24 protein-coding genes, 1 tRNA gene and 1 pseudogene are annotated in these 24,776 nt (G+C 72.0%); 13 read left to right on the forward strand and 13 right to left on the reverse strand.

The window, feature by feature from the left end; all coding sequences use genetic code 11:
- Nucleotides 1-12: 12 nt before the first annotated feature.
- The 3 genes from ACIGA3_RS21065 to ACIGA3_RS21075 are packed head-to-tail and all read right to left on the reverse strand — an operon-like array spanning nt 13 to nt 3,292.
- The gene (locus ACIGA3_RS21065; protein ID WP_399717779.1) at nt 13-897 is read right to left on the reverse strand and encodes an SDR family oxidoreductase; all 885 of its coding nucleotides are present in this window, start codon (nt 895-897) and stop codon (nt 13-15) included.
- Nucleotides 894-1,781: an alpha/beta fold hydrolase gene (locus tag ACIGA3_RS21070; protein ID WP_399717782.1), complete on the reverse strand. Its 888-nt coding sequence runs from the start codon at nt 1,779-1,781 to the stop codon at nt 894-896. Before ACIGA3_RS21070 ends, ACIGA3_RS21065 begins: the two co-directional genes overlap by 4 nt.
- The gene (locus tag ACIGA3_RS21075; protein ID WP_399717784.1) at nt 1,778-3,292 is read right to left on the reverse strand and encodes a flavin-containing monooxygenase; all 1,515 of its coding nucleotides are present in this window, start codon (nt 3,290-3,292) and stop codon (nt 1,778-1,780) included. Before ACIGA3_RS21075 ends, ACIGA3_RS21070 begins: the two co-directional genes overlap by 4 nt.
- A 184-nt stretch (nt 3,293-3,476) precedes the next feature.
- On the opposite strand from ACIGA3_RS21075, the gene ACIGA3_RS21080 reads away from it, so the two are divergent.
- Nucleotides 3,477-4,097 (forward strand): MerR family transcriptional regulator, encoded by a 621-nt coding sequence (locus ACIGA3_RS21080; protein ID WP_399718513.1) that lies wholly within the window; start codon nt 3,477-3,479, stop codon nt 4,095-4,097.
- Here ACIGA3_RS21080 and ACIGA3_RS21085 read toward each other — a convergent pair.
- Nucleotides 4,094-4,897, reverse strand: coding sequence for an exodeoxyribonuclease III (locus tag ACIGA3_RS21085; RefSeq protein WP_399717786.1), 804 nt, complete (start codon nt 4,895-4,897; stop codon nt 4,094-4,096). The genes ACIGA3_RS21080 and ACIGA3_RS21085 overlap by 4 nt on opposite strands.
- A gap of 68 nt (nt 4,898-4,965) precedes the next feature.
- Here ACIGA3_RS21085 and ACIGA3_RS21090 point away from each other — a divergent pair, with 68 nt between their 5' ends.
- From ACIGA3_RS21090 to ACIGA3_RS21100, 3 genes are all read left to right on the forward strand, one after another.
- A complete protein-coding gene (locus ACIGA3_RS21090; RefSeq protein WP_399717788.1) occupies nt 4,966-5,463 on the forward strand; it encodes a GNAT family N-acetyltransferase in 498 nt (165 codons plus the stop codon).
- Nucleotides 5,464-5,667: 204 nt separating this feature from the next.
- Nucleotides 5,668-6,690, forward strand: a complete 1,023-nt coding sequence (locus ACIGA3_RS21095; RefSeq protein ID WP_399717789.1) for a hypothetical protein — start codon at nt 5,668-5,670, stop codon at nt 6,688-6,690.
- Between the two features lie 78 nt (nt 6,691-6,768).
- On the forward strand, nt 6,769-7,422 hold the full coding sequence (locus ACIGA3_RS21100; protein WP_399717791.1) for a class F sortase: 654 nt from the start codon (nt 6,769-6,771) through the stop codon (nt 7,420-7,422).
- A gap of 82 nt (nt 7,423-7,504) precedes the next feature.
- Here the strand turns inward: ACIGA3_RS21100 and ACIGA3_RS21105 are convergent.
- The 7 genes from ACIGA3_RS21105 to galU all read right to left on the reverse strand — a co-directional run bounded on the left by ACIGA3_RS21105 (nt 7,505) and on the right by galU (nt 13,067).
- Nucleotides 7,505-7,578, reverse strand: a tRNA-Ala gene (locus ACIGA3_RS21105).
- 72 nt (nt 7,579-7,650) lie between these two features.
- Nucleotides 7,651-8,862: a gephyrin-like molybdotransferase receptor GlpR gene (glpR, locus tag ACIGA3_RS21110; protein ID WP_399717794.1), complete on the reverse strand. Its 1,212-nt coding sequence runs from the start codon at nt 8,860-8,862 to the stop codon at nt 7,651-7,653.
- Between the two features lie 183 nt (nt 8,863-9,045).
- Nucleotides 9,046-9,678, reverse strand: a complete 633-nt coding sequence (locus tag ACIGA3_RS21115; protein WP_399717797.1) for a GNAT family N-acetyltransferase — start codon at nt 9,676-9,678, stop codon at nt 9,046-9,048.
- Between the two features lie 17 nt (nt 9,679-9,695).
- Complete coding sequence (locus ACIGA3_RS21120) at nt 9,696-10,223, reverse strand: molybdenum cofactor biosynthesis protein B (protein ID WP_399717799.1); 528 nt, start codon at nt 10,221-10,223, stop codon at nt 9,696-9,698.
- Complete coding sequence (gene moaC, locus ACIGA3_RS21125; protein ID WP_030814523.1) at nt 10,220-10,699, reverse strand: cyclic pyranopterin monophosphate synthase MoaC; 480 nt, start codon at nt 10,697-10,699, stop codon at nt 10,220-10,222. The genes ACIGA3_RS21120 and moaC overlap by 4 nt, the downstream gene beginning before the upstream one ends.
- Before the next feature lie 143 nt (nt 10,700-10,842).
- Nucleotides 10,843-12,159, reverse strand: coding sequence for a gephyrin-like molybdotransferase Glp (glp, locus tag ACIGA3_RS21130; protein ID WP_399717802.1), 1,317 nt, complete (start codon nt 12,157-12,159; stop codon nt 10,843-10,845).
- Entirely contained in the window at nt 12,156-13,067 is a 912-nt protein-coding gene (gene galU, locus ACIGA3_RS21135) for a UTP--glucose-1-phosphate uridylyltransferase GalU (protein ID WP_399717804.1), read from the reverse strand. The genes glp and galU overlap by 4 nt, the downstream gene beginning before the upstream one ends.
- A 185-nt stretch (nt 13,068-13,252) precedes the next feature.
- On the opposite strand from galU, the gene ACIGA3_RS21140 reads away from it, so the two are divergent.
- The gene (locus tag ACIGA3_RS21140; RefSeq protein ID WP_399717806.1) at nt 13,253-13,780 is read left to right on the forward strand and encodes a 5-formyltetrahydrofolate cyclo-ligase; all 528 of its coding nucleotides are present in this window, start codon (nt 13,253-13,255) and stop codon (nt 13,778-13,780) included.
- 73 nt (nt 13,781-13,853) lie between these two features.
- On the opposite strand, the gene ACIGA3_RS21145 is transcribed toward ACIGA3_RS21140, so the two are convergent.
- Nucleotides 13,854-16,655, reverse strand: a complete 2,802-nt coding sequence (locus ACIGA3_RS21145; protein WP_399717809.1) for a penicillin acylase family protein — start codon at nt 16,653-16,655, stop codon at nt 13,854-13,856.
- Between the two features lie 269 nt (nt 16,656-16,924).
- Here ACIGA3_RS21145 and ACIGA3_RS21150 point away from each other — a divergent pair.
- The 6 genes and pseudogenes from ACIGA3_RS21150 (at nt 16,925) to mscL (ending at nt 22,683) form a co-directional block, all read left to right on the forward strand.
- Nucleotides 16,925-18,430, forward strand: a pseudogene (locus ACIGA3_RS21150) (potassium/proton antiporter).
- 221 nt (nt 18,431-18,651) lie between these two features.
- Nucleotides 18,652-19,947, forward strand: a complete 1,296-nt coding sequence (locus ACIGA3_RS21155; protein WP_399717811.1) for an MFS transporter — start codon at nt 18,652-18,654, stop codon at nt 19,945-19,947.
- A gap of 67 nt (nt 19,948-20,014) precedes the next feature.
- A complete protein-coding gene (locus ACIGA3_RS21160) occupies nt 20,015-20,329 on the forward strand; it encodes an FmdB family zinc ribbon protein (RefSeq protein ID WP_399717814.1) in 315 nt (104 codons plus the stop codon).
- Between the two features lie 108 nt (nt 20,330-20,437).
- Complete coding sequence (locus tag ACIGA3_RS21165; protein ID WP_399717816.1) at nt 20,438-21,271, forward strand: S-methyl-5'-thioadenosine phosphorylase; 834 nt, start codon at nt 20,438-20,440, stop codon at nt 21,269-21,271.
- A gap of 143 nt (nt 21,272-21,414) precedes the next feature.
- The gene (locus tag ACIGA3_RS21170; protein WP_399717818.1) at nt 21,415-22,020 is read left to right on the forward strand and encodes an RcpC/CpaB family pilus assembly protein; all 606 of its coding nucleotides are present in this window, start codon (nt 21,415-21,417) and stop codon (nt 22,018-22,020) included.
- A gap of 141 nt (nt 22,021-22,161) precedes the next feature.
- Nucleotides 22,162-22,683, forward strand: coding sequence for a large conductance mechanosensitive channel protein MscL (gene mscL, locus ACIGA3_RS21175; RefSeq protein ID WP_399717820.1), 522 nt, complete (start codon nt 22,162-22,164; stop codon nt 22,681-22,683).
- Between the two features lie 19 nt (nt 22,684-22,702).
- Here the strand turns inward: mscL and ACIGA3_RS21180 are convergent, their stop codons facing one another.
- Nucleotides 22,703-22,879, reverse strand: coding sequence for a hypothetical protein (locus tag ACIGA3_RS21180; protein WP_399717823.1), 177 nt, complete (start codon nt 22,877-22,879; stop codon nt 22,703-22,705).
- Nucleotides 22,880-22,952: 73 nt separating this feature from the next.
- On the opposite strand from ACIGA3_RS21180, the gene ACIGA3_RS21185 reads away from it, so the two are divergent.
- Together ACIGA3_RS21185 and ACIGA3_RS21190 are read left to right on the forward strand one after the other, a co-directional pair.
- Entirely contained in the window at nt 22,953-23,573 is a 621-nt protein-coding gene (locus tag ACIGA3_RS21185; protein ID WP_399717825.1) for a flavin reductase family protein, read from the forward strand.
- Nucleotides 23,574-23,598: 25 nt separating this feature from the next.
- The gene (locus ACIGA3_RS21190; RefSeq protein ID WP_399717827.1) at nt 23,599-24,627 is read left to right on the forward strand and encodes a P1 family peptidase; all 1,029 of its coding nucleotides are present in this window, start codon (nt 23,599-23,601) and stop codon (nt 24,625-24,627) included.
- Nucleotides 24,628-24,776 lie beyond the last annotated feature (149 nt).

Raw genomic sequence — 24,776 nt, forward strand, 5'->3', positions numbered from 1 at the left:
TCCGCATGTCGATCAGTTACGCTGCGTAGCGCGGGCCGCTTCGTCGGCCGCACCGCCCGCGCCCACCAGCCCCGAGCGCATGCCGGTCAGCCGGTCCGCGTACCGGCGCATCTCGCGCTGTCCGACGGTGCCGATGAGCGCCGGGAGGTAGCCGCGTACGCCCTGCATCCCGCGCAGCCACCACTGCCCGTACACATGCGCGGAGCGCCGCTCGATCCCGTCCACCAGCCGGTCGACGGCCGGGCCCAGCGGGTACGTCTTGTTCGACGGCCACGGCAGCCGCTGCCTCAACTCCCGCATCACGTCGTCCTGGTCGGCGCCGCGCACCATGTCGGTGTCGGTCCAGGACAGGTAGGCGACACCCACCCGCACGCCCAGATAGCCGACTTCGCCGCGCAGGCTGTGCGCGTACGCCTCCACGCCCGACTTGGAGGCGCAGTACGCCGTCATCATCGGCGCCGGGGTGATCGCGGCGAGGGAGGCGATCTGGAGGAGGTAGCCGCGGCTCTCGGTGAGCACCGGCAGGAAGGCACGGGCGGTGACGGCCGAGCCGATGAGGTTGACCTCGATCACCCGCCGCCAGGCCACCGGGTCGGAGTCGGCGAACGGACCGCCGCTCGCCACACCGGCGTTGGCCACCACGATGTCGACCTTGCCGAACCGCTCCTTCACCTCGGCGGCGACCCGGCCCATCGCCTCGTGGTCGGTGACATCGGCGTACCAGTAGGCACTCTCGCCGTACAGCCGCTCGGAGACGGCCTTCAGCTCGTCCTCCTCCAGCCCGACCAGGGCCACCTTGGCGCCGCGCGCGGAGAGCTTGCGGGCGAGCAGCTCCCCGACACCGCGTGCCGCACCGGTGACGACGGCCACCTGTCCTTCGAGACCGACCCTGCTCATGCGCCCTCCTCCAGGGTGACGGGGATGCTCCCCGTGACGTACGTGGTGACGAGTTCCCGTATCCGGCCGGTCACCGCTTCCGGCGCCTCCACCGGGGTCATGTGACCGATCCCGAACAGCTCGGTGAGACCGATGCAGTTGGGCAGCTCGGCCACGAGCGCGCGGGCGTGCGCCGAGGGGGTGAGCCGGTCGGCGGTGCCGTGCAGCACGGCGGTGGGTACGGTCAACTGCCGTACACCGTGGTCGAGATCGAGCCGGTCCAGCACTCCGCCCCAGGCGTGCCGGGCGGCGCGCGGGCAGGCGTGCACGATCCGGGCGCACGCGTCCACCATGTGCGGGGCCGAACCGGGGCCCATGGTCGCGTACTTGAGGATCTTCTTCGCCAGGGGTGTGACCGGTCCGAGCGGCAGGGACGAGCCGAGGATGTGCCCGGTGAGCCAGGTGCGGGCCCGTCCGGCGCGCAGCGGCACCACGCGCGCCTCGGCGGTCAGCCGTCCGCTGCCGGTGCTGCACAGCAGCGCGGCGGCCGCGTGCTCCTGGAAGCGGGGGCGGTTCGCGGCGGCCATGATCGTCATGCCGCCCATGGAGTGGCCGACGATCAGGGCGCGTTCGCCGCGCGCCAGGGTGGCGGCGAGCACCGCTTCGAGGTCGTCGGCGAGCGCGTCGGTGGAGCAGACCGGGCTGTACGGGCTCAGGCCATGCCCGCGCTGGTCATAGGCGATGACCCGGTGGTCGCGGGCCAGCTCCCGCATCTGCGCGGCCCAGAAGGCGGTCGAGCAGGTCCAGCCGTGGGAGAGGACGACCGGCGGGGCGTCCTCGGGGCCGTGCACCTCGACGTGCAGGCGGGCGCCGCTGGTGGAGGCGGCCTCCAGGGTGCGGCTCATGCGGTGGCCTCGCTCCGGACGGGGGCCTGCTTCTCGGGCGCCGGCTTGCGCAGCACCTCGTACTCGGTGAGGTCCACGCGGCGGGTGGCCTGGCGGAACTCGGTGGTGGTGCCGGGCCAGACGGTGGTGTTGCGGCCACTGGCGTCCAGGTACCAGCTGGTGCAGCCGCCGGTGTTCCAGACGGTGCGCTTCATCCGCTCCTGCACCCGCTTGTTCCAGCGGTCGACGGCGGCGGGGCGGGCGTCCAGGGCGGTGCGGCCGCCGAGGGTGTCGAGCTGGCGCAGGTAGTCGGCGAGGTAGTTCAGCTGGGACTCGATCATGAGGATCATGGAGGAGTTGCCCAGGCCGGTGTTGGGCCCGATCACGCTCAGCCAGTTCGGGAACCCGGCCGCCGAACCACCGCGCAGCGCCGCCATCCCGCCCTTCCACGCCTCGGCGAGCGTGACGCCCCCGGCGCCGACCACCCGCTCGGCGATGGGCATGTCGGTGACGTGGAAGCCGGTGCCGAAGATGATCGCGTCGACCTCGGTCTCGGTGCCGTCGGCCGCGACCACGGTCGAGCCCCGGATCTCGCTGACCCCGCTGGCGACCACGTCCACATTGGGCTGGGCCAGCGCGGGGTAGTACGTACTGGAGAGCAGGATGCGCTTGCAGCCGATGCGGTAGTCCGGGGTGAGCTTGGCGCGCAGGGCCGGGTCCTTGATGGCGCGGGCCATGTTGCGCTTGGCGAGCCGCTCGACCAGGCCGAGTTCGTCGGGGTGCTTGGTGAACGCCTGCACCTGGAGTTCCCGGATGCCCCACAGCAGCCCGCGCCGCAGCCGCGCGGTGAAGGGCAGCGCCTGGTGCAGCCTGCGCTCGGCGGTGCCGATGGCCCGGTCCATGCGGGGCATCACCCAGGGCGGGGTGCGCTGGAAGACGGTCAGCTTTGCGACCTCGGGCTGGATCGAGGGGACGATCTGGATCGCGGAGGCGCCGGTGCCGACCATGGCGACGCGCTTGCCACGCAGGTCGTAGTCGTGGTCCCAGCGGGCGGAGTGGAACACCCGGCCGGGGAAGGAGTCGATCCCCGGGATCGCGGGGATCTTCGGGTCGGACAGCGGGCCGGTGGCGGAGACCACCACGTCGGCGGTGAGGGAGCCGCTCGCGGTCTCGATGTTCCAGCGCAGGTTCTCCGCGTCCCAGGTCATCAGCTTGACCTCGGAGTCGAAGCGCAGATGCGGGCGGAGCCCGAAGTCGTCGGCGACGCGCTCCAGGTAGGCGCGGATGTGCTCCTGCCCGGAGAAGGTGCGCGGCCAGTCGGGGTTGGGCGCGAAGGAGAAGGAGTACAGGTGCGACGGCACGTCGCAGGCGCAGCCGGGATAGCTGTTGTCCCGCCAGGTCCCGCCGACGCTGCCGGCCCGCTCCAGGACGACGAAGTCGGTGATCCCCTCCCGGCGCAGCCGCACGGCGGCCCCCAGTCCGCCGAACCCGGACCCGATCACCGCCACCCGTACATGCTCGTGCTCGGCCATCCCGACGCCTCCACGCATCCTCGGACTCTGCCAGTGAACACTGGCGCAATGGGACTGTAGAGCAGCTCCGTACCGAGCGGTAGGGGGCGCGGGAAGGAAAGTTACCGGGGGTACGCCATAGGCTGCGGGCGTGGCAGAAGACGGCGGACACAGCGGCGGGCAGACCGGCGGGCGCGAGTACCGCATGGAGGAGCTGGCGAGCGTCGCCGGGATCACCGTGCGCACGCTGCGCTTCTACCGCGAGCGCAGACTGATCCCGCCGCCCCGCCGCGAGGGCCGTATCGCCTGGTACGACGACCACCACCTGGCCCGGCTGCGCACGATCGCGGCGCTGCTGGAGCGCGGGCACACCCTGAACGGCATAGCCGAGCTGGCGGAGGCACTGGACCACGGCCGGGACGTGGCCGACCTGCTGGGCGTCGCCCCGCCCACCGAGGAGGAGCCGGTCCGGCTGACCCCGGAGGAGCTGGCGGCCCGCTTCGAGGGCGACGTCACCCCGGAGAACCTGGCGGCCGCGATGAACCTCGGTTACGTCGGCACCGACGGCGACGAGATCGTCCACATCAGCCGCCGTCTGCTGGACGTCTCCTCGGCGCTGGTCCGCGAGGGCATCCCGCTGGCCGAGGTACTGACGGCCGCGGCACGGGTCCGCGAGCACGCGGACGCCCTCGCGGCCCTCTTCGCCGAGCTGATCCAGCGCCACGCCCCCGAGGACACCCTGCACCGCCTGCGCCCGCTGGCCCGCAGCGTGGTGGAGGCGGAGCTGTCCCTGGCCATGGACCGGCGCTTGAGCAAGCTGGACTAGCGCTCGTAGACCACCGTGACGGGCGCGTGGTCGGACCAGCGCTCGGTGTGGGTGGCCGCGCGCTCCACGTAGCCCTTGACCGCCTTCGCGGCGAGGCCGGGGGTGGCCAGGTGGTAGTCGATGCGCCAGCCGGAGTCGTTGTCGAAGGCGCGGCCCCGGTAGGACCACCAGCTGTACGGGCCCTCGACGCCGGGGTGCAGGGCGCGGACGACGTCCACGTAGCCGCCGTCCCCGGGGGCGAGCACCTGGCTCAGCCACTCCCGCTCCTCGGGCAGGAAGCCGGAGTTCTTGATGTTGCCGCGCCAGTTCTTGAGGTCGGCCTGCTGGTGGGCGATGTTCCAGTCGCCACAGACCAGGACCTCACGGCCGTCGGCGGCGGCCCGCTCGCGCAGCGCCTTGAGGTGGGCCAGGAACTCGCCCATGAAGCGGACCTTCTCGTCCTGCCGCTCGGTGCCGACCTCGCCCGAGGGCAGATACAGCGAGGCGACGGTCACACCGGGCAGGTCGGCCTCCACATAGCGGCCCGAGCCGTCGAACTCCGCCGAGCCGAAGCCGACCCGGACGCGGTCGGGCTCACGGCGCGTGTAGAGGGAGACGCCCGCGCGGCCCTTGGCGGCGGCGGGCGCGTGCACGACATGCCAGCCCTCGGGCTGCCGCACCCGCTCGGGCAGCTGCTGCGGCTCGGCGCGCACCTCCTGCAGACAGACCACGTCCGCGGAGGTCTGGTCCAGCCACTCCACGAAGCCCTTCTTGGCGGCGGCCCGCAGTCCGTTCACATTCACCGAGGTCACAGTCAGCACCAGGGCACGATACCGGCACACTGGTGGAGTCCGACGCCCACTCACCGCATAGAAGTACGATGCCCAGCATGAATATACGTCGCGTTCGCTTCGACCACCCCGACGCCGTGAAGCTCAACGACGAGGTCCAGGCCGAGTACCACGTGCGCTACGGCGACGGCGGCGACGCCACCACCCTGGACCCCGCGGACTTCGCCCCGCCCAGAGGCGTGTATCTGATCGCCTACGACGAGCGGGACCGCCCGGTCGCCACCGGCGGCTGGCGCGGCCAGGACCTGAACGACGAGGGCAACCAGGACGGCGACGCCGAACTGAAGCGGATGTTCGTCATCGCGCAGATGCGCGGCCACGGCCTGGCCCGCCGCATCCTCGCGGAACTGGAAGCGGATGCCCGCGCGGCCGGCCGCACCCGCATGGTCCTGGAAACCGGCACCGAACAGCCGGAGGCCATCGCCCTGTACACCTCCAGCGGCTACACCCCGTGCGCCAAGTTCGGCTACTACCGCCACCACGAGAACAGCCTCTGCTACGCGAAGCCGCTCCAGGCGCCGGACGGCGTCAAGTAGACCGCCCCAGTGGCCTGTTGCCGCAGCGCAGGCCACTACTTTCCCTGTGACGCGCCTGTGACGTGACGGCGATCACTCCGCCGAAAGTCGGAACATACGATCAGCTCAGTAGCTGCCGCGCCTTTCGGCCCCACCTGACAGTGCGAGCGGATGCGACTCCCCCTCCTCATCAATCGGGTTCTTTTTCATCCTCAGGAGTCCTTCATGTCTTCGCTCGGTTTCCGACGCAACTCCGCCCTCCGTACGGGCTTCGTCGCCGCCTCTCTCGCCGCCACCGTCCTCCTGCCCGCCGGTGCCGCGTTCGCCGCGAACGGCGCGACGCCGAGCCCGCAGGCCGGCACGCCGACCGCGACCGGCAAGCCCAGCACTCCGGCCCCGGTCCAGACGCCCACCAGTGCGGCGCCCACCCCGTCCCAGGGGCACGACGGCCCCAACGGGCAGCAGGGCCCCGTCCTGATGAACACGGTCGCGCTGAAGGGCGGTCTGACGGCCAGGGTCTACAAGCACACCGACAAGGGCGACTACTACTCGGCCACCGTTGTCGCCAAGGGGAAGACCCTCGGGGAGCTGCGCGCCGGGAGCGGCTTCGGCGCCCAGCAGAGCAAGGTCTTCAACGGCTTCAAGGTGACCCTGCGGGCGGACGGCCGCATATCCTCCGTGTCGGACCTGGGCGGCCAGGGCCCCGTCACCCCGGTCAGGTGCGTCGTCACCGTGACGCGGAGCATCGGCGCGGGCACCGAGGCCCTGCTGACCATCAGCCCCTCGGGGCCGACGGTGGACTTCCGGGGCGCGGGCGAGACCAAGCTGATGCCGTACCACCTGAACCGCCTGCACCCCAGGCTCTCGGCGAGCGCGGGCTTCCTCGCCGAGATCCTCGACCCGAACAGCACCCACCCGCGGCTGCGCACCAACATGGAGGGCGGCGGCCACCCGGCGACGGTCCAGGACTTCCCGAAGCTGCCCAGCGGATGCAGCTTCACCTACCCGACCGGCTCGACGGGTTCCACCGGCAGCACCGGCGGCACCACGACCAGCAACACCGGCACCACCTCGACCAACCAGACCACCGTGGTGCCGAAGGGCAGCGTCGCCGCCGGCTACGAGGGCGCCCCGGAGAACGGCGCCCCGGTGCTGATGGCGGTCGGCGGAGCCGCGGCGGCCGGGGCCGCGGGCATCGGCTTCGTCGTCCTGCGCCGCCGAGGGATGTCCGGCGCCGGCCGGATCTGAAACGCCACCCCCACGGGTGCGGGCCCGCCGCCTGATGAGCGGCGGCCCGCGCCCGTCGTTCCGCCTGGAGTCAGCCTCATGCAACCGCCCGCCGCCCGCCGCCTCATGACCGCCACGCTCACCGTCGCCCTCGGCCTCGCCCTGGCCGGCTGCGGCTCGTCGGACAGCGCCGAGCGCACGGCCCCGCCACCGCCCGAGCCCGTCTCGACATCCGCCGCCATACCCGTCAAGTCGGCTTCTCCCATGGCCCGTTCGCTCCCGGTCCACGTCACGATCCCCTCGGCGGGCGTCGACGCGGGCCCGATCCTGGAGCTGGGCCTCGCCGCCGACGGCACGGTGGAAGTCCCCTCCGTCGCCCAGGCCGACCGGATCGGCTGGTACTCCAAGGGCGTCACCCCCGGCGAAACCGGCCCCGCCGTCCTGATCGGCCACTACGACACGGTGCAGGGCCCGGCCGTGCTGCGGAACGTCGGGAAGATCAGGAAGGGCGCGCTGATCACCGTCGCACGCGCCGACGGTTCGGACGCCGTCTTCGCCGTCCGGACGGTGCAGCAGGTCGACAAGGACGCCTTCCCCACCAACAAGGTGTACGGCGACACGACCCACCCCGAACTGCGCCTGATCACCTGCGGCGGAGCCATCGAGAACGGCCACCGCCCGGACAACGTCATCGTCTACGGCGACCTCGTGTCCGGCACCCCTGACGCTGCCGGCACCTCTGACGCTTCCTGAAACGACGAAGAACCCGCCCGATCTTCCGATCGGACGGGTTCTTCGTAACCGCCCCTGAGCGAACTCAAGAACAGTCGATGCGTGGACCTGTGGGGATTTGAACCCCAGACCCCCTCGATGCGAACGAGGTGCGCTACCAGACTGCGCCACAGGCCCTTGCAACGAGTGAAACTCTAGCATCCCGATCGGGGTGCTCTGAAATCCGCTCCCTGACTGGTCAGGCGCGGGTCACTCGTTGGCGGCGCGGGGGCGGTCGCCGTCCTCGTACTGGTCGAACAGCGGGGTGCGGCCGCGCTCGCGGGACCGGCGGGCGGAGGCGCTGCGCCGGGCGTCGCCCCGGGCGTCCTCCGGGCGTTCCTCGGCCGGCGCCGGATCGGCCGCCGGGACCTCGGGACGCTGGTCCGGGGCGACGGCGCTGGAGCGGGCCGAGCTCCAGGTGCCGGGGGCGCCCAGGTCCACGTCGGCGGTGGCGCGCGGCGCGACCGGCGCGGTCACGTAGGTGGGCAGCGGCACCGGGACCGGGTCCCAGCTGTCGCCGTGACCGGGGCGGCGCTGCCGCTCGCGCTGCTGGTCGACCCACTCGGCGTGGTCGGTCTGCTCGACCAGCGCGCGCCGGTCGGCGGCGAGGGCGGCGGACAGAGCGGGGTCGGTGTGCGGCCCCGTTCCCTCCTCCGGCTCGCCGGCGACGGCGGCCGCCTCGGCGGCCGCGCGGCGACGCGGCTGACGGGCGCGCTCACGCAGCCGCGCCGCCGCGTCCTCGGCGCTCCTGCGGTCCATCTGGAAGGCGAACCGGCGCCGTTCCTGCCGGCGCAGATAGCCGATGTACGCGCTGAGCAGGACGGCGGGCACGGCGGGCACCCAGAGGAGGGCCAGGCCCCCCACCGCGGCGGCGATCGCGCCGAGGGTGAAGGCGAGGAAGAGCATCACGGTGGTGCGCCGCCTGCGGGCGAGCGCCTTCGTGCGCTGGGCGCGCGCCGCCGCGGTCTGCGCCGAGGGCGCGCGCCGGGCGGGCACGGGGGCGTGTTCGGGTTCGGGCGCCTGGGCGGAACGGGACGGATGCGCCTGCGCGGAAGGGGACTTGGGGGCCGGTACGGCCACCTGGTCGCGCGGGGCTTCCGCCCGCATCTGCCGCTCCGGCTCGATGTCCGCCCGGACCTGACGGCGCGTCGGAGGCATGGCGAAGTCCCGGACGTCCACCGAGTCGGTGGCGACGTCCGGGTCACCGGCGTCCGGCTCCCCCTCCAGGGTGGAGCGCGCCCGCAGGTCCTTGGCGTACCGGCGCTCCATCCCCGCCCTTCCGGACAGCAGCCGGATGGCGGTGCTGAAGCGTTCCGTCGGACGGGCCTCGTTCAGCTCGTCCTGCCTACGGAGCCACATCGGCACCAAGTAGGCGGCCCAGGCCCCGACGATGACTGCGTAGATGAGGCCGCTGCTGCTCACGACTCACACGGTAGAGGGGTTTCCCTGAGGCCATCCGCCAATTGAGCCGGTGTGTCGCACGATCTGGCTGATATTTCCAGCTTTTTTTGCGACCGATGCGATCAGCGGACCGTCGAAGGGAGGAATTGAATGCCCGGAGACACGTCCAAGACGGTCGGCTCACGCATCAATTCGAACACATATTCAATTTCCGGTGCTGTTCGCATTCCCGGGCTGTCCCGGCCGCCCGGCACGCGTGCGCCGCCAGCGGTCGACCAGGCCGTCGGGGATCTCCTCGGCCGTGAGCGCGTAGACCAGATGGTCGCGCCAGGCGCCGTCGATGTGCAGATAGCGCGGCCGCAGCCCCTCCTCGCGGAAGCCGAGCTTCTCCACCACCCGGCGGCTGGGCCGGTTCTCCGGGCGGATGCAGACCTCCAGCCGGTGCAGGCCCACCGCGCGGAAGCAGTGGTCGGACACGAGCGCGACGGCGGTCGGCATCACCCCGCGCCCGGCGACGGACTCGTCCACCCAGTAGCCGATGTGCCCGGAGCACATCGAGCCCCAGGTGATCCCGGCGACCGTCAGCTGGCCGACCAGGCGCCCCTGGTACTCGATGACGAACGGCAGCATCCGGCCCGCCCCCGCCTCCGAGCGCAGGTGCCGGATCATCTGGCGGTAGGTGGGCCGGTGGGCGATCGGGCCGCTCGGGGTGGGCGGCGGAATGGTCGCCTCCCAGGGGCGCAGCCAGTCCCGGTTGCGCCGGTTCACCTCGCGCCAGGCGCGCTGGTCGCGCACCCTTATCGGCCGCAGGACGACATCCCCGTCGACCAGCACCACGGGCCAGGATCTGCCGGTCAGCTCGCACCCCCGGCGCCCGCGTGGCCCGGTGCGTCGGGCCGGGGGTGGTCGCCGCCGCGGATCTGGTCGACGGCGTGCGTCAGCAGCGGCTCCAGCACGGCGAGCCCGTCCCGCACTCCCCCGCTCGAACCCGGCAGGTTCACGATCACCGTGGTGCCCGCGACCCCGGCCAGGCCCCGTGAGAGCGCGGCGGTGGGCACCTTCTCGCGCCCGTACGCCCGGATCGCCTCGGCGATGCCCGGCACCTCGTAGTCGAGGACCGCGCGGGTGGCCTCGGGGGTGCGGTCGGTGGGCGAGATGCCGGTGCCGCCGGTGGTGACGACCGCGTCGTACCCGGCCGCCACGGCCTCGCGCAGGGCGGTCTCGACCGGGTCGCCGTCCGGGACCACCCGCGGGCCGTCCACGGTGAAGCCGAGGCGGGTGAGGCCCTCGGCCACGGCGGGGCCGCCCTTGTCGGCGTAGACGCCGGCGGCGGCGCGGTTGGAGGCGGTGACGACCAGCGCGCGGTACGAGGTGCCGCTCACGCCCGGCTCCAGTGGCCGGACTTGCCGCCCGTCTTCTCCTCCACCCGCACGTCGGTGATGACGGCGCCCTTGTCGACCGCCTTCACCATGTCGACCACGGTCAGCGCGGCGACGGAGACCGCCGTGAGCGCCTCCATCTCCACGCCGGTGCGGTCGGTGGTCTTCACGGTGGCCAGGATCTCCACGCCCTCGTCCGTGACCGCGAGGTCCAGCGTCACGCCGGACACCGACAGCGGGTGGCACAGCGGGATCAGGTCCGGGGTGCGCTTGGCGCCCATGATGCCCGCGATCCGGGCGGTGGCCAGGGCGTCGCCCTTGGGCACCCCCTCGCCGCGCAGCAGCTCGACCACGCGCGGTGACACGAGCACCCGGCCACTGGCACGGGCGGTGCGCGCGGTCACTTCCTTCCCGGATACGTCGACCATGCGGGCCGCGCCCGCCTCGTCGATGTGCGTCAGTCGGTCGTGCGTACTCATGGTGTGCGGTGCTTCCCGTTCGCGGCCCGCCGGCGCTTGCGGTGTGCGGGCTCTTGTGCGCGCCACGGTACCGCCAAGTCGGCTCGGACACCGGGCCGGGACCCCGCGAGGCCCCTTGAGGGACCCGCGCGGGTGCCGTCCGGTCAGCCGAGCAGGACGACCTCGACCTCGGTGCCGGGCTCGGCCGTCGACATGTCCTCGGGGAGCACGATCAGCGCGTTGGCGTGGGCCAGCGCGGCGATCAGATGGGAGCCGCTGCCGCCCACCGGGGCGACCTCGCCGTCCTCGTAGTTGCCGCGCAGGAACTGGCGGCGGCCCTCGGGCGAGCGCAGCGGCTCGTCCACCTTGAGGGTGGCCCGAGTGCGCGGCCGCTGGACGTCCGGAAGGCCCATCAGGGCGCGGATGGCGGGGCGGACGAACAGCTCGAAGGAGACGTACGACGACACCGGGTTGCCGGGCAGCGCCAGCAGCGGGGTGTGGTCGGGGCCCACCGCGCCGAAGCCCTGGGGCTTGCCGGGCTGCATGGCGAGCTTGCGGAAGTCGACACCGCCGCCCTCCTCCTCGCCGACCTCGGTGAGCGCCTCCTTGACCACGTCGTACGCGCCGACGCTGACCCCGCCGGTGGTGACCAGCAGGTCGGCGCGGACCAGCTGGTCCTCGATGGTGGAGCGCAGCACGTCCGCGTCGTCCGCGACGGCGCCGACCCGGTAGGCGATGGCACCCGCGGCACGGGCGGCGGCACTGAGGGCGAAGCTGTTGGAGTCGAAGATCTGGCCGTGCGCCAACGGCTCGCCCGGCTGGACGAGTTCACTGCCGGTGGACATCACCACGACGCGCGGGCGCGGGCGCACCCGGACCGTTCCCCGGCCGATCGCGGCCAGCAGGGCGATCTGGGAGGGGCCGAGGACCGTGCCCGCGGCGAGCGCCCGGTCACCGGCGCGCACATCGCTGCCGCTGGGCCGGACGTGCGCCCCGGTCTCGGCGGGCCGGAAGATCCGGACCTGTCCCTCGGCACCCTCCGGCGCCTGGGCGCGGGCCCGCATACCGCTCGCGGGGCCGCCGCCGAGCCCGGCGTCCGTCCACTCGACGGGGACGACGGCCTCGGCGCCGGGCGGCAGCGGCGCGCCGGTCATGATGCGCGCCGCCTGGCCGGGGCCGACCTGGACCGGGGCGGCGTCGCCTGCCGCGACGTCACCGACGACGTCCAGGACCGCCGGGAATTCCTCGGTGGCCCCGGTCACGTCCGCGACCCGTACCGCGTAACCGTCCATGGAGCTGTTGTCGAAGGGCGGCAGGGACACCGGCACCATGACGTCGTCGACCAGCGCGCAGCCCTGCGCGTCGGGGAGCTGGAGCTCGATGGGGTCGAGCGGGCGGACGGTGCTGAGAATGTCCTCCAGGTGCTCGTCCACCGACCACACGTGGTCCGGTCCGACGGGACGGTTCGCGGCGGTGCTCAACGTTCCTGCATCTCCTCGGCGACGAAACTGCGCAGCCAGGTCCTGAAGTCCGGGCCCAGGTCCTCACGTTCGCACGCGAGGCGGACAATGGCACGCAGGTAGTCGGCACGGTCGCCGGTGTCATAGCGGCGGCCCTTGAAGACGACGCCGTGCACCGGACCGCCGACCTTCTCGTCCTCCGCGAGCTGCTGGAGAGCGTCGGTGAGCTGGATCTCGCCGCCCCGGCCGGGCTCGGTCTTGCGGAGTATGTCGAAGATGTGCGGGTCGAGGACGTAGCGGCCGATGATCGCGTAGTTGGAGGGCGCGTCGGCCGGCTCCGGCTTCTCGACCAGGCCGGTGATCTTGACGACGTCGCCGTCGGCGGTGGCCTCCACGGCCGCGCAGCCGTAGAGGTGGATCTGCTCGGGGGCGACCTCCATGAGGGCGATCACGCTGCCGCCGTGCTGCTCCTGCACCTCCACCATGCGCTGGAGCAGGGGGTCGCGGGGGTCGATCAGGTCGTCGCCGAGGAGGACCGCGAAGGGCTCGTGGCCGACGTGGGGCGCGGCGCACAGCACGGCGTGGCCGAGGCCCCTGGGGTCGCCCTGGCGGACGTAGTGCATGGTGGCCAGGTCGCTGGACTCCTGGACCTTGGCGAGGCGGTCGGCGTCGCCCTTCTTGCCGAGCGCGGACTCCAGCTCGTAATTGCGGTCGAAGTGGTCCTCCAGCGGACGCTTGTTGCGTCCGGTGACCATGAGGACGTCCTCGAGGCCCGCCGCTACCGCCTCCTCGACCACATATTGGATGGCCGGCTTGTCCACGACCGGCAACATCTCCTTGGGTGTCGCCTTGGTCGCGGGCAGAAAGCGGGTGCCCAGCCCGGCTGCCGGAATGACAGCCTTGCTGATCCTCGGGTGCAACTCAGTCATGCGCGCCACTCTAACCGGTGTCCTTAGGGGGAAATCCCCTGCTCCGCTTAGGAGAGCGTGATAATCGCGGACCGAAAAGGAGGCGGCCACAGGTGAAATCCGACGGACGCGCGAACGAGCCCGACAAGCGGAGTCTTCGGCGTGAACTCCTGGCAAATAGAAGGGAGTTGAGCGACGAAGAACTCATGACGACCGAGCGTGCTCTCGCCGCGCAGGCCCTCGGTCTGCCCGAACTGGCCACCGCGCGCACGGTGGCCGCGTACGTCTCGGTCGGCACCGAGCCCGGTACGGCCGCCCTCCTGGAGACGCTGCGCGAGCGCGGCACCCGCGTCCTGCTCCCGGTCCTGCTGCCCGACGACGACCTCGACTGGGGCGCGTACACCGGACCCGGCTCTCTGGCGGCGGTCCGGCACGGCGGGCGGATGGAGCTGGCCGAGCCCACCGGCGCGCGTCTCGGCCCCGGCGCGGTGGCCTCGGCGGACGTGGTGCTGCTGCCCGGCCTCGCGGTGGACGCGCGCGGGATGCGGCTGGGGCGGGGCGGGGGGTCGTACGACCGGGTGCTCGCGCGCCTGGAGCGCGCGGGCGCGCGTCCGGCGCTCGTGGTGCTGCTGTACGACACGGAGGTGGTGGCGCGGGTGCCCGCCGAGGCGCACGACCGCCCGGTGCACGCCGTGGTGACCCCGACCGGCGTACGCCGTTTCGCGCGCCCCTGAGAAGCCCCGATACGGGTGAAGGCCCTCCACGCGCACGCGTGAGGGCCTTCATACGGTGACCGCTGTCAGCGGCTCACGGCCGCAGGTTCAGCGTGTCCTTCGTGCTCCCGTCGACCGACTTGGCGGAGAAGGACCAGGGCAGCAGATCGCCGTCGGCCCACTTGTCGGTCTGGTCGGTGTAGTGGGCGCTGAAGGCGTGCCCGGAGGCACCGCTGAGGTTGATCCAGCGGGACTTGTCGAGGTCCGCCATGTTGATCACCATCCGCATGGACGGCACCCACACCACGCCGTAGCCCCCGGCCGCGTTCCAGCCGGTCGCGTTGACGGTGGCCTCGCCGCCGCTGAGCTTCCAGGGGCCGCGGTTGAGCGCGTACTGGAGCACCTCCGGGCCCTCGATGCCGAGGGTCTGGTTCTTCAGGAACAGCCGGTGCAGGCGGCCCCAGCTCCAGGTGTCGATGTCCTTGCCGAGCTTGGCGGTCAGCTCCCAGCGGGCGTCGATCATGGCGCGGGTGAACAGCTCGTCGCGGTTGTGCGCGGCCGGGCGGTTGCCCGACTTCGGCGCCTGCCACCACTGGCTGTCCGGCTTGTCCATGAGCGTGCGCACGACCTCGAACCAGCGGTCGCCACCGTCCGGCTGCGCCTGGTCGGCGTCGCGCCGGCCGCACTCGCGGACCTTGCTCTCGTCGTCCAGCGGACCGGTGCTGCCGGCCTTCTCCACCCACAGGCACTGGCCCTTGGCGCGCAGCTCCTTGGGGAGCTTGTCGCCGAAGCCGAGCTTGAGGATGTTGCGCCACACGGCGTTGAAGTAGGCGGCCGCGGCCGAGTCGGCGTCCTGGGTGTAGTCCCAGCCCTCCAGCAGCTTCTGCGCCTTGCGGACCTCGGGGTCGTCCAGGTCCAGCTTCAGCAGCTTGGGCACCAGCAGCTTGGCGATCTCGCTGCTGTTGTCCAGCTGCATCTGGCGCATGTCGTCGGTGGAGACCTTGCCGCCGTCCTTGATCTTGGACTCGATCAGGTCGGCGATGCGCTGGCTGCGGGTGCCGTAGCCCCAGTCGGTGGTCAGCGTGTACGGGTACTTGTCCTTGTCGACCACGGCCTGGTTGGCGGTGACGATGTAGCCGCGCTTCGGGTCGTACTCGAAGGGCAGCTCGTCCTGGTCCAGGAACCCGGTCCAGCGGTACTTGGAGTCCCAGCCCGGCGCCGGCACGGAGCCGTCGTCGCCCGCGGAGCGGGTCGGGATCTTGCCGGGCAGGGTGTAGCCGATGTGCTGGGAGTCCGCGTAGATCAGGTTCTGCGAGGGCACGTCGAACAGGGCGGCGGCCGAGCGGAAGCTCGTCCAGTCGGACGCCTTGTCCATGGCGAACACGGCGTCCATGGAGGTGCCGGGGTCGAGCGCGGTCCAGCGCAGCGCGATGCCGTAGCCGTCGCCGCGGTCGGGGGCGGCGGTGTCCACGTCGGCCTTGCGGCCGACCTCCACCAGCTCGTCGTCGCGGTCGGAGAGCAGCGGCATGCCGTCGGCGGTCTGGCGGACGACGATCTTCTTGGACGTGCCCCCGGCGACCTTGATGGTCTCCTCGCGGGTGCGGAAGGGGCGGACCTTGCCGTCGTAGAGGTAGCCGTCGCCGGACAGCTTCTCCAGGTAGAGGTCGCTGACGTCGACGCCGGAGTTGGTCATGCCCCAGGCGATGCTGCCGTTGTGGCCGATGACCACGCCGGGCATCCCGGCGAAGGTGTAGCCCGCGACGTCGTACTGGCACTTGCTGGAGACGTTCCGGCAGTGCAGGCCCATCTGGTACCAGACCGAGGGCAGCGACGCCGACAGGTGCGGGTCGTTGGCGAGCAGCGGCTTGCCGGTGATCGTGTGCTCGCCGGAGACGACCCAGGAGTTGGAGCCGATGCCCTGGCCGTTGACGCCGACGGCGGTGGGGAGGTCGTCGAGGACCTTGGTGAGGCTGGTGAGCTGGCCGGTGAGGCCGGTGCCGGTGCCGTTGGTGGCCGCGGTACCGGTCGCGCCGGTGCCGGTGCCGCCCGCGGTCCCCGTCGAGCCCTGGGTGCCCTGCGTGCCCGTGCCGGTCCCCGAGGGGGCGCCGTCCTGCTGGAAGGTCCGGCTCAGCGCGCTGTACTGGCCCTCGCGCACGATCGGCTTGTTCCGGTCGTAGGGGTAGTCCGGATACAGCTCGCGGATCTGCCGCGGGTCCAGGCGGCTGGTCATCAGCGCGCGGTCGGTCTCGTCGCGCATGTTGCCGCGCAGGTCCCAGGCCATCGCCTTCAGCCACGCGACGGAGTCGACCGGGGTCCACTCGGCGGGCTTGTAGTCGTTGGTGAACCCCAGGGCCGCGTACTCCAGGGAGATGTCCTGGCCGTCCTTGCCCTTGAGGTAGGCGTTGACACCCTTGGCGTACGCCTGGAGGTACTTCTTCGCGGAGGGCGACAGCTTGGTGTCGTACTCCTGCTTCGCCACCCGGTCCCAGCCCAGGGTGCGCAGGAAGGCGTCGTTCTTGACCTGGCTCTTGCCGAACATCTCCGACAGGCGCCCGGAGGTGAGATGGCGGCGCACGTCCATCTCGTAGAACCGGTCCTGCGCCTGGACGTAGCCCTGCGCCATGAACAGGTCCGCGTCGGAGGAGGCGTAGATCTGCGGGATGCCGTAGCCGTCGCGCTTGACGTCGACCGGGCCGGACAGGCCCTCGAGCGCGACCGATCCCTTGGTCTGCGGGAAGGAGGCACGCACGGTGCTGATGGACCAGAACGCCCCGAAGGCTATGCCTCCGATCAGGGCCAGGACCAGCAGAATCACGACAAGTCGGGCTTTGCGCCCCTTCTTCCTGCCGGACTTGCCGGGCTTGTCGCCCGATGTGGCGGTGGTATTCGGGGGCATCGCTGTCCTTGCTGTCCTAACGCGAGCGGCAGGTCGGGCTGTGACTTTGAATGAGCGCTGGAGCAACCATAGGCGCAGGGCCCGGAGCCACTTGACGCGGAGTCGGGAACCAGCGCGGACGGGCGTTCGATCTTGCCAACCCGAGCGTCAAGGAAGCGTCAAGAGTTAGGTAAGGTAACGAAGTAGTCGGGTGCGGTGCGCCGCCCCCTCGGTGTCTTGTGTACGCGAGCCCACGTGCGCCCCGCGCGGGCCAATGAAGGGATGCGCCGCTGACTGTCCACCACCTCAACCAGCTCCTGTTCGCCTGCTCGCTGGTCCTCCTGGTCGCGGTCGCGGCCGTGCGGATCTCCTCGCGCAGCGGGCTCCCCAGCCTGCTCGTCTACCTGGGGATCGGCGTCCTCATGGGCTCCGACGGCATCGGGAACATCCACTTCGACAACGCCGAGATGACCCAGGTCATCGGGTACGCGGCCCTGGTCGTGATCCTCGCCGAGGGCGGTCTCGGCACGAAGTGGAAGGAGGTACGGCCGGCGTTGCCGTCCGCCTCCGTGCTGGCGACGGTGGGCGTCGCGGTCAGCGTCGGCGCGACGGCCGCGGGCGCGCACTATCTGGTCGGGCTGGAGTGGCGGCAGGCGTTCATCGTCGGCGCGGTGGTCTCCTCGACCGACGCGGCGGCCGTGTTCTCCGTCCTGCGCAGGATTCCCCTGCCCGCGCGCGTGACGGGCACACTGGAGGCGGAGTCCGGCTTCAACGACGCCCCGGTGGTCATCCTGGTCGTCGCCTTCTGCCAGGCGGGCCCGGTGGAGCACTGGTACATCCTGCTGGCCGAGATCGTGCTGGAGCTGGCCATCGGCGCCGCCCTGGGTCTCGCGGTGGGCTTCATCGGCTCCTGGGGACTCAGGCACGTCGCCCTGCCGGCCTCCGGTCTCTACCCGATCGCCGTGATGGCCATCGCCGTCACCGCGTACGCGGCGGGCGCCCTGGCCCACGGCAGCGGCTTCCTCGCCGTCTATCTGGCGTCGATGGTGCTGGGCAACGCCAAGCTGCCGCACTGGCCGGCCACGCGCGGGTTCGCGGAGGGGCTGGGCTGGATCGCGCAGATCGGCATGTTCGTCCTGCTCGGCCTGCTGGTGACACCGCACGAGCTGGGCGACGACGTGGTGCCCGCGCTGATCATCGGACTGGTGCTGACCATGGCGGCCCGTCCGCTGAGCGTGGTGCTCAGCCTGACCCCGTTCCGGGTGCCATGGCAGGAACAGGCGCTGATGTCCTGGGCCGGGCTGCGCGGCGCGGTCCCCATCATCCTGGCGACCATCCCCATGGTGAGCGGCATCGAGGGCAGCCGCCGCATCTTCAACATCGTCTTCGTGCTGGTCGTCGTCTACACCCTGGTCCAGGGCCCGACCCTGCCCTGGCTGGCCCGCAAGCTGCGGCTCGGCGAGGAGGGCGAGGCGTCCGACCTCGGCATCGAGTCGGCGCCGCTGGAGCGGCTGCGCGGCCATCTGCTGTCGCTGACCGTGCCGGACAACTCCCGGATGCACGGCGTGGAGGTGGGCGAGCTGCGGCTGCCGCCGGGCGCCGCCGTCACCCTCGTCGTGCGGGACGGCAGGTCGTTCGTGCCGTCGCCGACGACCGTGCTGCGGCACGGGGACGAGCTGCTGGTGGTCGCCACCGACCCGGTCCGCGACGCGGCCGAACGGCGCCTGCGCGCGGTCACCCAGGGCGGCAAGCTGGCCGACTGGCTGGGCACGGGCGGAAAGGCGCACCGGCACTGAGCGTGCTGGTTCTCACAGGTCCGGCGGCGGGGGCCGCCTGTACGATCAAGGCATCTGATCGAACCAACTCTGTCCGATTCGTCTGACGCAGAGCTGGCGCGACCGTATGGCGGCCGGACCTGAGCAGTTCCACCGGTATCTACCGCAGTTCCGCGCGCAAGAGGACGGCTCTCGGTGCCCCCCGCACGGGCGCGCTACCAGGCGGAAGAGAGGCACGGGCCGTGGCATCCACGGTCACCACCGAGCAGTCGGCGCCGTCCCGTCCGGGATACGGGCAACTGCTGCGCACCAAGGGCGCGTGGGCCTTCCTGGTCCCCGGCTTCGCGGCACGCCAGCCGTTCGCCATGCTCACCATCTCCATCGTGCTGCTGGTGCGGCACACCACCGGCTCGTTCGGCGCCGCCGGTGCCGCCGCGGCCGTCACCGGGGTCTCCATGGCCCTGTTCGCGCCCTGCAGCGGCCGTCTCGCGGACCGCCACGGCCAGCGGGCCGTGCTGATGCCGGGTGTCGTCGTGCACGCGGCGGCGGGGCTCACCCTGACCGTTCTCGCGCTGGCGCACGCGCCCCTGTGGGCGCTGTTCGCGGCGGCCGTGCCGACCGGTGCCTCGGTCCCGCAGGTCGGGCCGATGGTGCGGGCCCGCTGGGGTACGCGGCTGAAGGGGTCGCCGCTGATGAGCACGGCGGCGGCCTTCGAGTCGGTCACGGACGAGCTGACCTTCGTCGTCGGCCCGCTGCTGGCGACCGCCCTGTGCACCACCGTCACCCCTTGGGCCGGACTGGTCACGGAGGCCGCGCTGACCCTGTTCGGCGGCCTGCTGTTCGCCGCCCAGCGGGGTACGCAGCCGCCGGTGCCGCCGCGCGGGACGCTCACGGAGGCCGATGAGGCGCACGCGCGTGTGTCCGCCCTCCGGGTGCCCGGCGTACGGGTGCTGATCGTGACGTTCCTCGGCATCGGCTCGGTCTTCGGCGGGATGCAGGTCTCGCTGGCCGCGTTCACCGAGTCGATCGGCGAGCCCGGTCTGAACGGCGTCCTCTATGGCGTCTTCGCCGCCGGAAACATGATTTCCGGGGTGGTGTGCGGCGCGGTCGCCTGGAAGTCGTCGCCCCGGCGCCGGCTCATGGTGGGCTACGCGGGGCTCGCGCTGACCACGTCCGCGCTGTGGACGGTGCACTCGCTGCCGCTGCTGGCCGGCCTTGGCCTGCTGGTCGGCATGTGCGTCGCGCCCGCGCTGATCACGGGCTACACCCTGGTCGAGGACCTGGTGCCGGCGGGCGCCCGGACGGAGGCGTTCACCTGGCTGACCGGCGCGGTCGCGCTGGGCCAGGCGGCCGCCGTCACGGTCGCGGGACAATGGGAGGACCGGCTGTGGGACGGCGCCGGGTTCCTGGTCCCGATGGCCGGGACCGTACCGGCGCTGGCGACGATTCTGGTCTTGCGTTCCCTGCTGGTGGCGCGGGGCCGGAACCGCACCGTGGCGCGTGGCGTCGGTCACCGCGAGCCGGTCACGGTGGACTGATCCACGGGAATGCGTCACTATGGAGCATCGTTAGCACTCATTGAGTGAGAGTGCCAGGAGGAAGACAGTGCCGACCTACCAGTACCAGTGCAAGGACTGCGGCGAGGGCCTTGAGGCGGTGCAGAAGTTCACCGACGACGCCCTGACCGAGTGCCCCAGCTGCGGTGGCCCCTTGAAGAAGGTGTTCTCCGCGGTCGGCATTGTCTTCAAGGGCTCCGGCTTCTACCGCAACGATTCACGCGGTGCGTCGTCGAGCAGCAGCCCGGCCGCGAAGTCGTCCGGCTCGTCGTCCTCGGACTCGAAGTCGTCCTCGACGTCATCGTCGTCTTCGTCTTCGTCGTCCTCTTCGACGCCGTCGTCCTCGGCCGGCTCCGCCGCCTGAGACCCCTGCTTTCCCGGACCCTGCCGTCATGCGACGGCGGGGTCTTCGGCGTGGGTGCGCGCAGGTGCTCCTGGTGACCGGTTTCGTTGGCCCGTTAGGGTGCTGGGCATGGCGAACGCAGAGATCGGCGTAATCGGCGGCTCGGGCTTCTACTCGTTCCTGGACGACGTGACCGAGGTCCGGGTGGACACCCCCTACGGGGCGCCCTCCGACTCCGTCTTCGTGGGCGAGGTCGCGGGCCGGCGGGTGGCCTTCCTGCCCCGGCACGGACGCGGACATCATCTTCCGCCGCACCGCATCAACTACCGGGCCAACCTGTGGGCGCTGCGTTCGCTGGGCGTGCGCCAGGTTCTCGGGCCGTGCGCGGTGGGCGGGCTGCGGCCGGAGTACGGGCCGGGCACGCTGCTGGTGCCGGACCAGATGGTCGACCGCACCAAGACGCGACAGCAGACCTATTTCGACGGGGTCCCGCTGCCGGACGGCACGGTGTCCAACGTGGTGCATGTGTCGCTGGCCGACCCGTACTGCCCGACCGGGCGGAGCATCGCGCTGAAGGCGGCCCGTGCGCGGGACTGGACTCCGGTGGACGGGGGCACGCTGGTCGTGGTGGAGGGGCCGCGCTTCTCCACCCGCGCCGAGTCGCTGTGGCATCAGGCGCAGGGCTGGTCGGTGGTGGGCATGACCGGGCATCCCGAGGCGGCCCTCGCCCGTGAGCTGGAGCTCTGCTACACCTCGCTGACCCTGGTCACCGACCTCGACGCGGGCGCCGAGACCGGCGAGGGCGTGTCCCACGACGAGGTGCTGCGGGTCTTCGCGGCCAACGTGGACCGGCTGCGGGGCGTTCTCTTCGACGCGGTGGCCGCGCTGCCGACGACGGGTGAGCGGGACTGTCTGTGCGTGAACGCGCTCGGCGGGATGGAGCCGGGGATCGCGCTGCCGTGAGGCGGGTGAGCGAGTGTTTTTCCTCGTTCGGGTGACGGAGTTTTCCACAACCGGTCGGTAGTCCACGGGCTCCGGCGGGGTCGGGCAGGGCGGGTCATCGTGGGGATCGCAAGCCGTTCCCCTCGTCGCAGGTGGTGATCCGCATGTCCGTGAACCCGAACACCGTCCCCGTTTTCCGTGTGCCACGTCCGCTGGGGACCGATGCCCCGGCAACCCGTGAGGTCCCTTCCTTCCCACCCGTGCGGGTGCGGGGCGGGGGCCGTCAGGCGGGGCGGCTGGTGCGGTACCGGGGCCGGGCGGTCGCGGCGGGGCTGGCGGTGACGGCGGCGGCGCTGGTCGCGGCCGGTCCCCGCTCCCTGTCCGGCAGTGCGCCGTCCGCCGAGCGGCCCCGAGGGCACCCGGCCGCCGACCCGGTACGGAGGCACGGGCCGGGTGAGCTGGTCCGGGCTCCCGTCCGTATCGCCGACGCGGCCACGGTCCGGCTGCTGCGCCCCGGCGACCGGGTGGACGTGGTCGCGGCCGAGGAGCGGTCGGCGGGTGGCGGGTCGGCGCGGGTGCTGGCGCGCGGGGCCCGGGTGGTCCGGCTGCCGGAGCCGCTGGAGCGGGCTCAGGGGGGCGGGTCGGCGGCGGGTGTGGGTGAGGGGAGCGTCACTGACGGGGCACTGGTCGTACTGGCGGTACCGCGTGCCACGGCGGCGCGGCTGGTGGGTGCGAACCCCATGGCCAGGCTGGCGGTGACGCTGTGGTGAGCCTTGTCGGCCATATGTCCGGAGGCGTGCGGTCAAGTCGCTCGATCGAGCGACGGGATTGGACATGGTGGCCGCACCTTGACGTAGGTTGCGGAGCGCTTTGTTCCCCAGCCTGTGTACACGACGAGGAGAGTCACCGCGGTGAACGCGAAGAAGGAAGCGACGAGCATTCTGGACGGCTTCAAAGCCTTCTTGATGCGCGGCAACGTCATCGACCTGGCGGTCGCGGTGGTCATCGGCGCCGCCTTCACCGGCATCGTGACCGCGGTGGTGAAGGGTGTCATCAATCCGCTGGTCGGCGCGATCGGCACGAAGAACCTGGACCACTACAGCTACTGCCTGAAGGACCCCTGCAAGCCGGGAGCGGACGGCACCGCCGAGGGCGGCGTGCAGATCCTCTGGGGCTCGGTGGCCGGAGCCGCGCTGAACTTCGTGATCACCGCCGCGGTGGTGTACTTCCTGATGGTGCTGCCGATGGCGAAGTACCTGGCCCGTCAGGAGGCCCGCAAGCAGGCCCGCACCGGCAAGACCGAGCCGGAGCCGAACCCGGTGACGGAGCTGGAAGTCCTCCAGGACATCCGCGACCTGCTGGTCTCCCAGCGCACGGGCGCGGCGGACGGCGTGGTCAAGCAGCAGCGCGCGGCCGGGCCGGACGGGCGCTAGCGAAGACCCTCCGCACCGTTCAGAGGTGGTGGGGCGGCTTCTCGTCGAGGAAGCGCCTGAGGTCGGCGGCGCTGTCGCCGGCCGGACGCTCGCCCCACCCCCGGTCGGTGTCGTCCGAGGACTGCTGGTTCAGCGGGTCGTCGAAGACGAGCGTGGCCTTCGGGTCACGCGGCTCGGGTGCGGGGACGGTACTCATGCCTCCAGGGTACGGTCCGCCTGCGAGCACGGTTCGGCGCCCACCGAACGGACCCGTTCCTAGGCTCACCCCCATGAGCAGCCACACGGCGATCGAGCCGAGCATCCTCTATTTCGGCACCCCGGTGGTGCTGCTGTCCACCGAGAACGAGGACGGCACCTTCAACCTCGCGCCCATGTCCTCGGCGTGGGCACTGGGCCGCACGGTCGTCCTCGGCCTGGGCCGCGAGGGCCAGACCGCCCGCAACCTGCGCACCCGCCCCGACCTGGTCATCAACCTCCCCGCCCCGCACCAGTGGCCCGCGGTGGAACGCCTGGCCCCCCTGACCGGCCGCGACCCGGTCCCGCAGACCAAGGCGGAGGGCTGCCGCTTCGAACCGGACAAGTTCGCCGCGGCGGGCCTGCGCGAAGAGCCCTCCCACGTGGTCCGCCCGCCCCGAGCCGCCGAGTGCCCCCTCCACCTGGAGGCGCGGGCCGAACGGATACGCCCCGACCTCTCCGGCGACTGCGTCGTGGTCGAGACGACGGTCCTGAAGATCCACGCGGCTCCCGACCTGGTGATCCCCGGCACCCACCACATAGACCCCGCCGCCTGGAGCCCCCTCATCTACAACTTCCGCCACTACTTCGGCCTGGGCCCGGAACTGGGCAGCTCCTACCGGACGGAGACACCGCGCACGGCCACCGTCGGCTGACGGAGCGGTGAGCCAGACTGCCCGTATGACGACGGCTGGGGCGTTGACGGATGTCGGTGGGGTTCGGGTCGGGCATGCGGGGCGGTGGGGGGACGGATGGCTCAGTGGGGTGAGTGTGGTGCTCGCGCCGGAGGGTGGGGCCGTTGCTGCCGTGGATGTTCGGGGTGGGGGGCCCGGTACCAAGGAGACCGATGCGCTGGACCCGCGCAATGTGGTGCAGCGCGTGGACGCGGTCGTGCTCGCCGGGGGGAGCGCGTACGGGCTGGACGCGGCGTCCGGGGTGATGGCCTGGCTGGAGGAGCGGGGGCGGGGGGTGCGGGTGGGGCCCGAGGCGGGGCATGTCGTGCCGGTCGTGCCTGCCGCCTGTCTCTTCGACTTGGGGCGGGGTGGGGACTTCCGGGCCCGTCCCGACGCCGAGATGGGGCGGGCTGCGGTGGAGGCGGCGGCCGCGAGCGCGCCGGGGGCGCCGGTGGGCGAAGGGGCCGTGGGGGCCGGCATCGGGGCGGTCGCCGGGTGCGTCAAGGGCGGGGTGGGGACCGCGAGCGTCGTGCTCGACTCCGGGGTCACCGTGGGCGCGCTCGTGGTCGTTAACTCCGCCGGGTCCGTGCTGGACGCCGAAACGGGGGTGTTGTACGGGGAGTTGTTCGACGGGCCGGTGGCGTATCCGGCGCCGGGGGTGCGGGCGGCCGCGCGGCGGCGGCTGGACGAGGTCGCCGCGCGGAACGCGCCCCCGCCGCTGAACACCACGCTCGCGGTGGTGGCCACCGACGCGGACCTCTCCAAGGCGCAGGCGCAGAAGTTGGCGGGCACCGCGCACGACGGCATCGCGCGCGCCGTCCGGCCCGTGCACCTGCTGCACGACGGCGACACCGTGTTCGCCCTGGCCACGGGCGCCCGCCCGCTGGACCCGGCGCCGACCGCGCTGAACGAGATCCTCGCCGCCGGCGCGGACCTGGTGACCCGCGCCATCACCCGCGCCGTACGCGCCGCGCACCCGGTGTCGGAGCCGGGCGGGGCGTGGCCGTCGTACGAGGAGTTGTACGGGGGGAGGTAGGGGAAGAAGAGGCGTACGGGGGTGGAAAAGCCTTGGCTGTCAGGGCATTTCGGCCGCCGATCGGGAACTCTCCGGCCACGCCCTGCGTTTACCCCAGTACGTTTCTCGGTTCCCGGACACGATGTCCGACCGAGGGGCTACGGTATGCA

The sequence above is a fragment of the Streptomyces sp. NPDC085596 genome, assembly GCF_044541565.1.
Classification (GTDB): domain Bacteria; phylum Actinomycetota; class Actinomycetes; order Streptomycetales; family Streptomycetaceae; genus Streptomyces.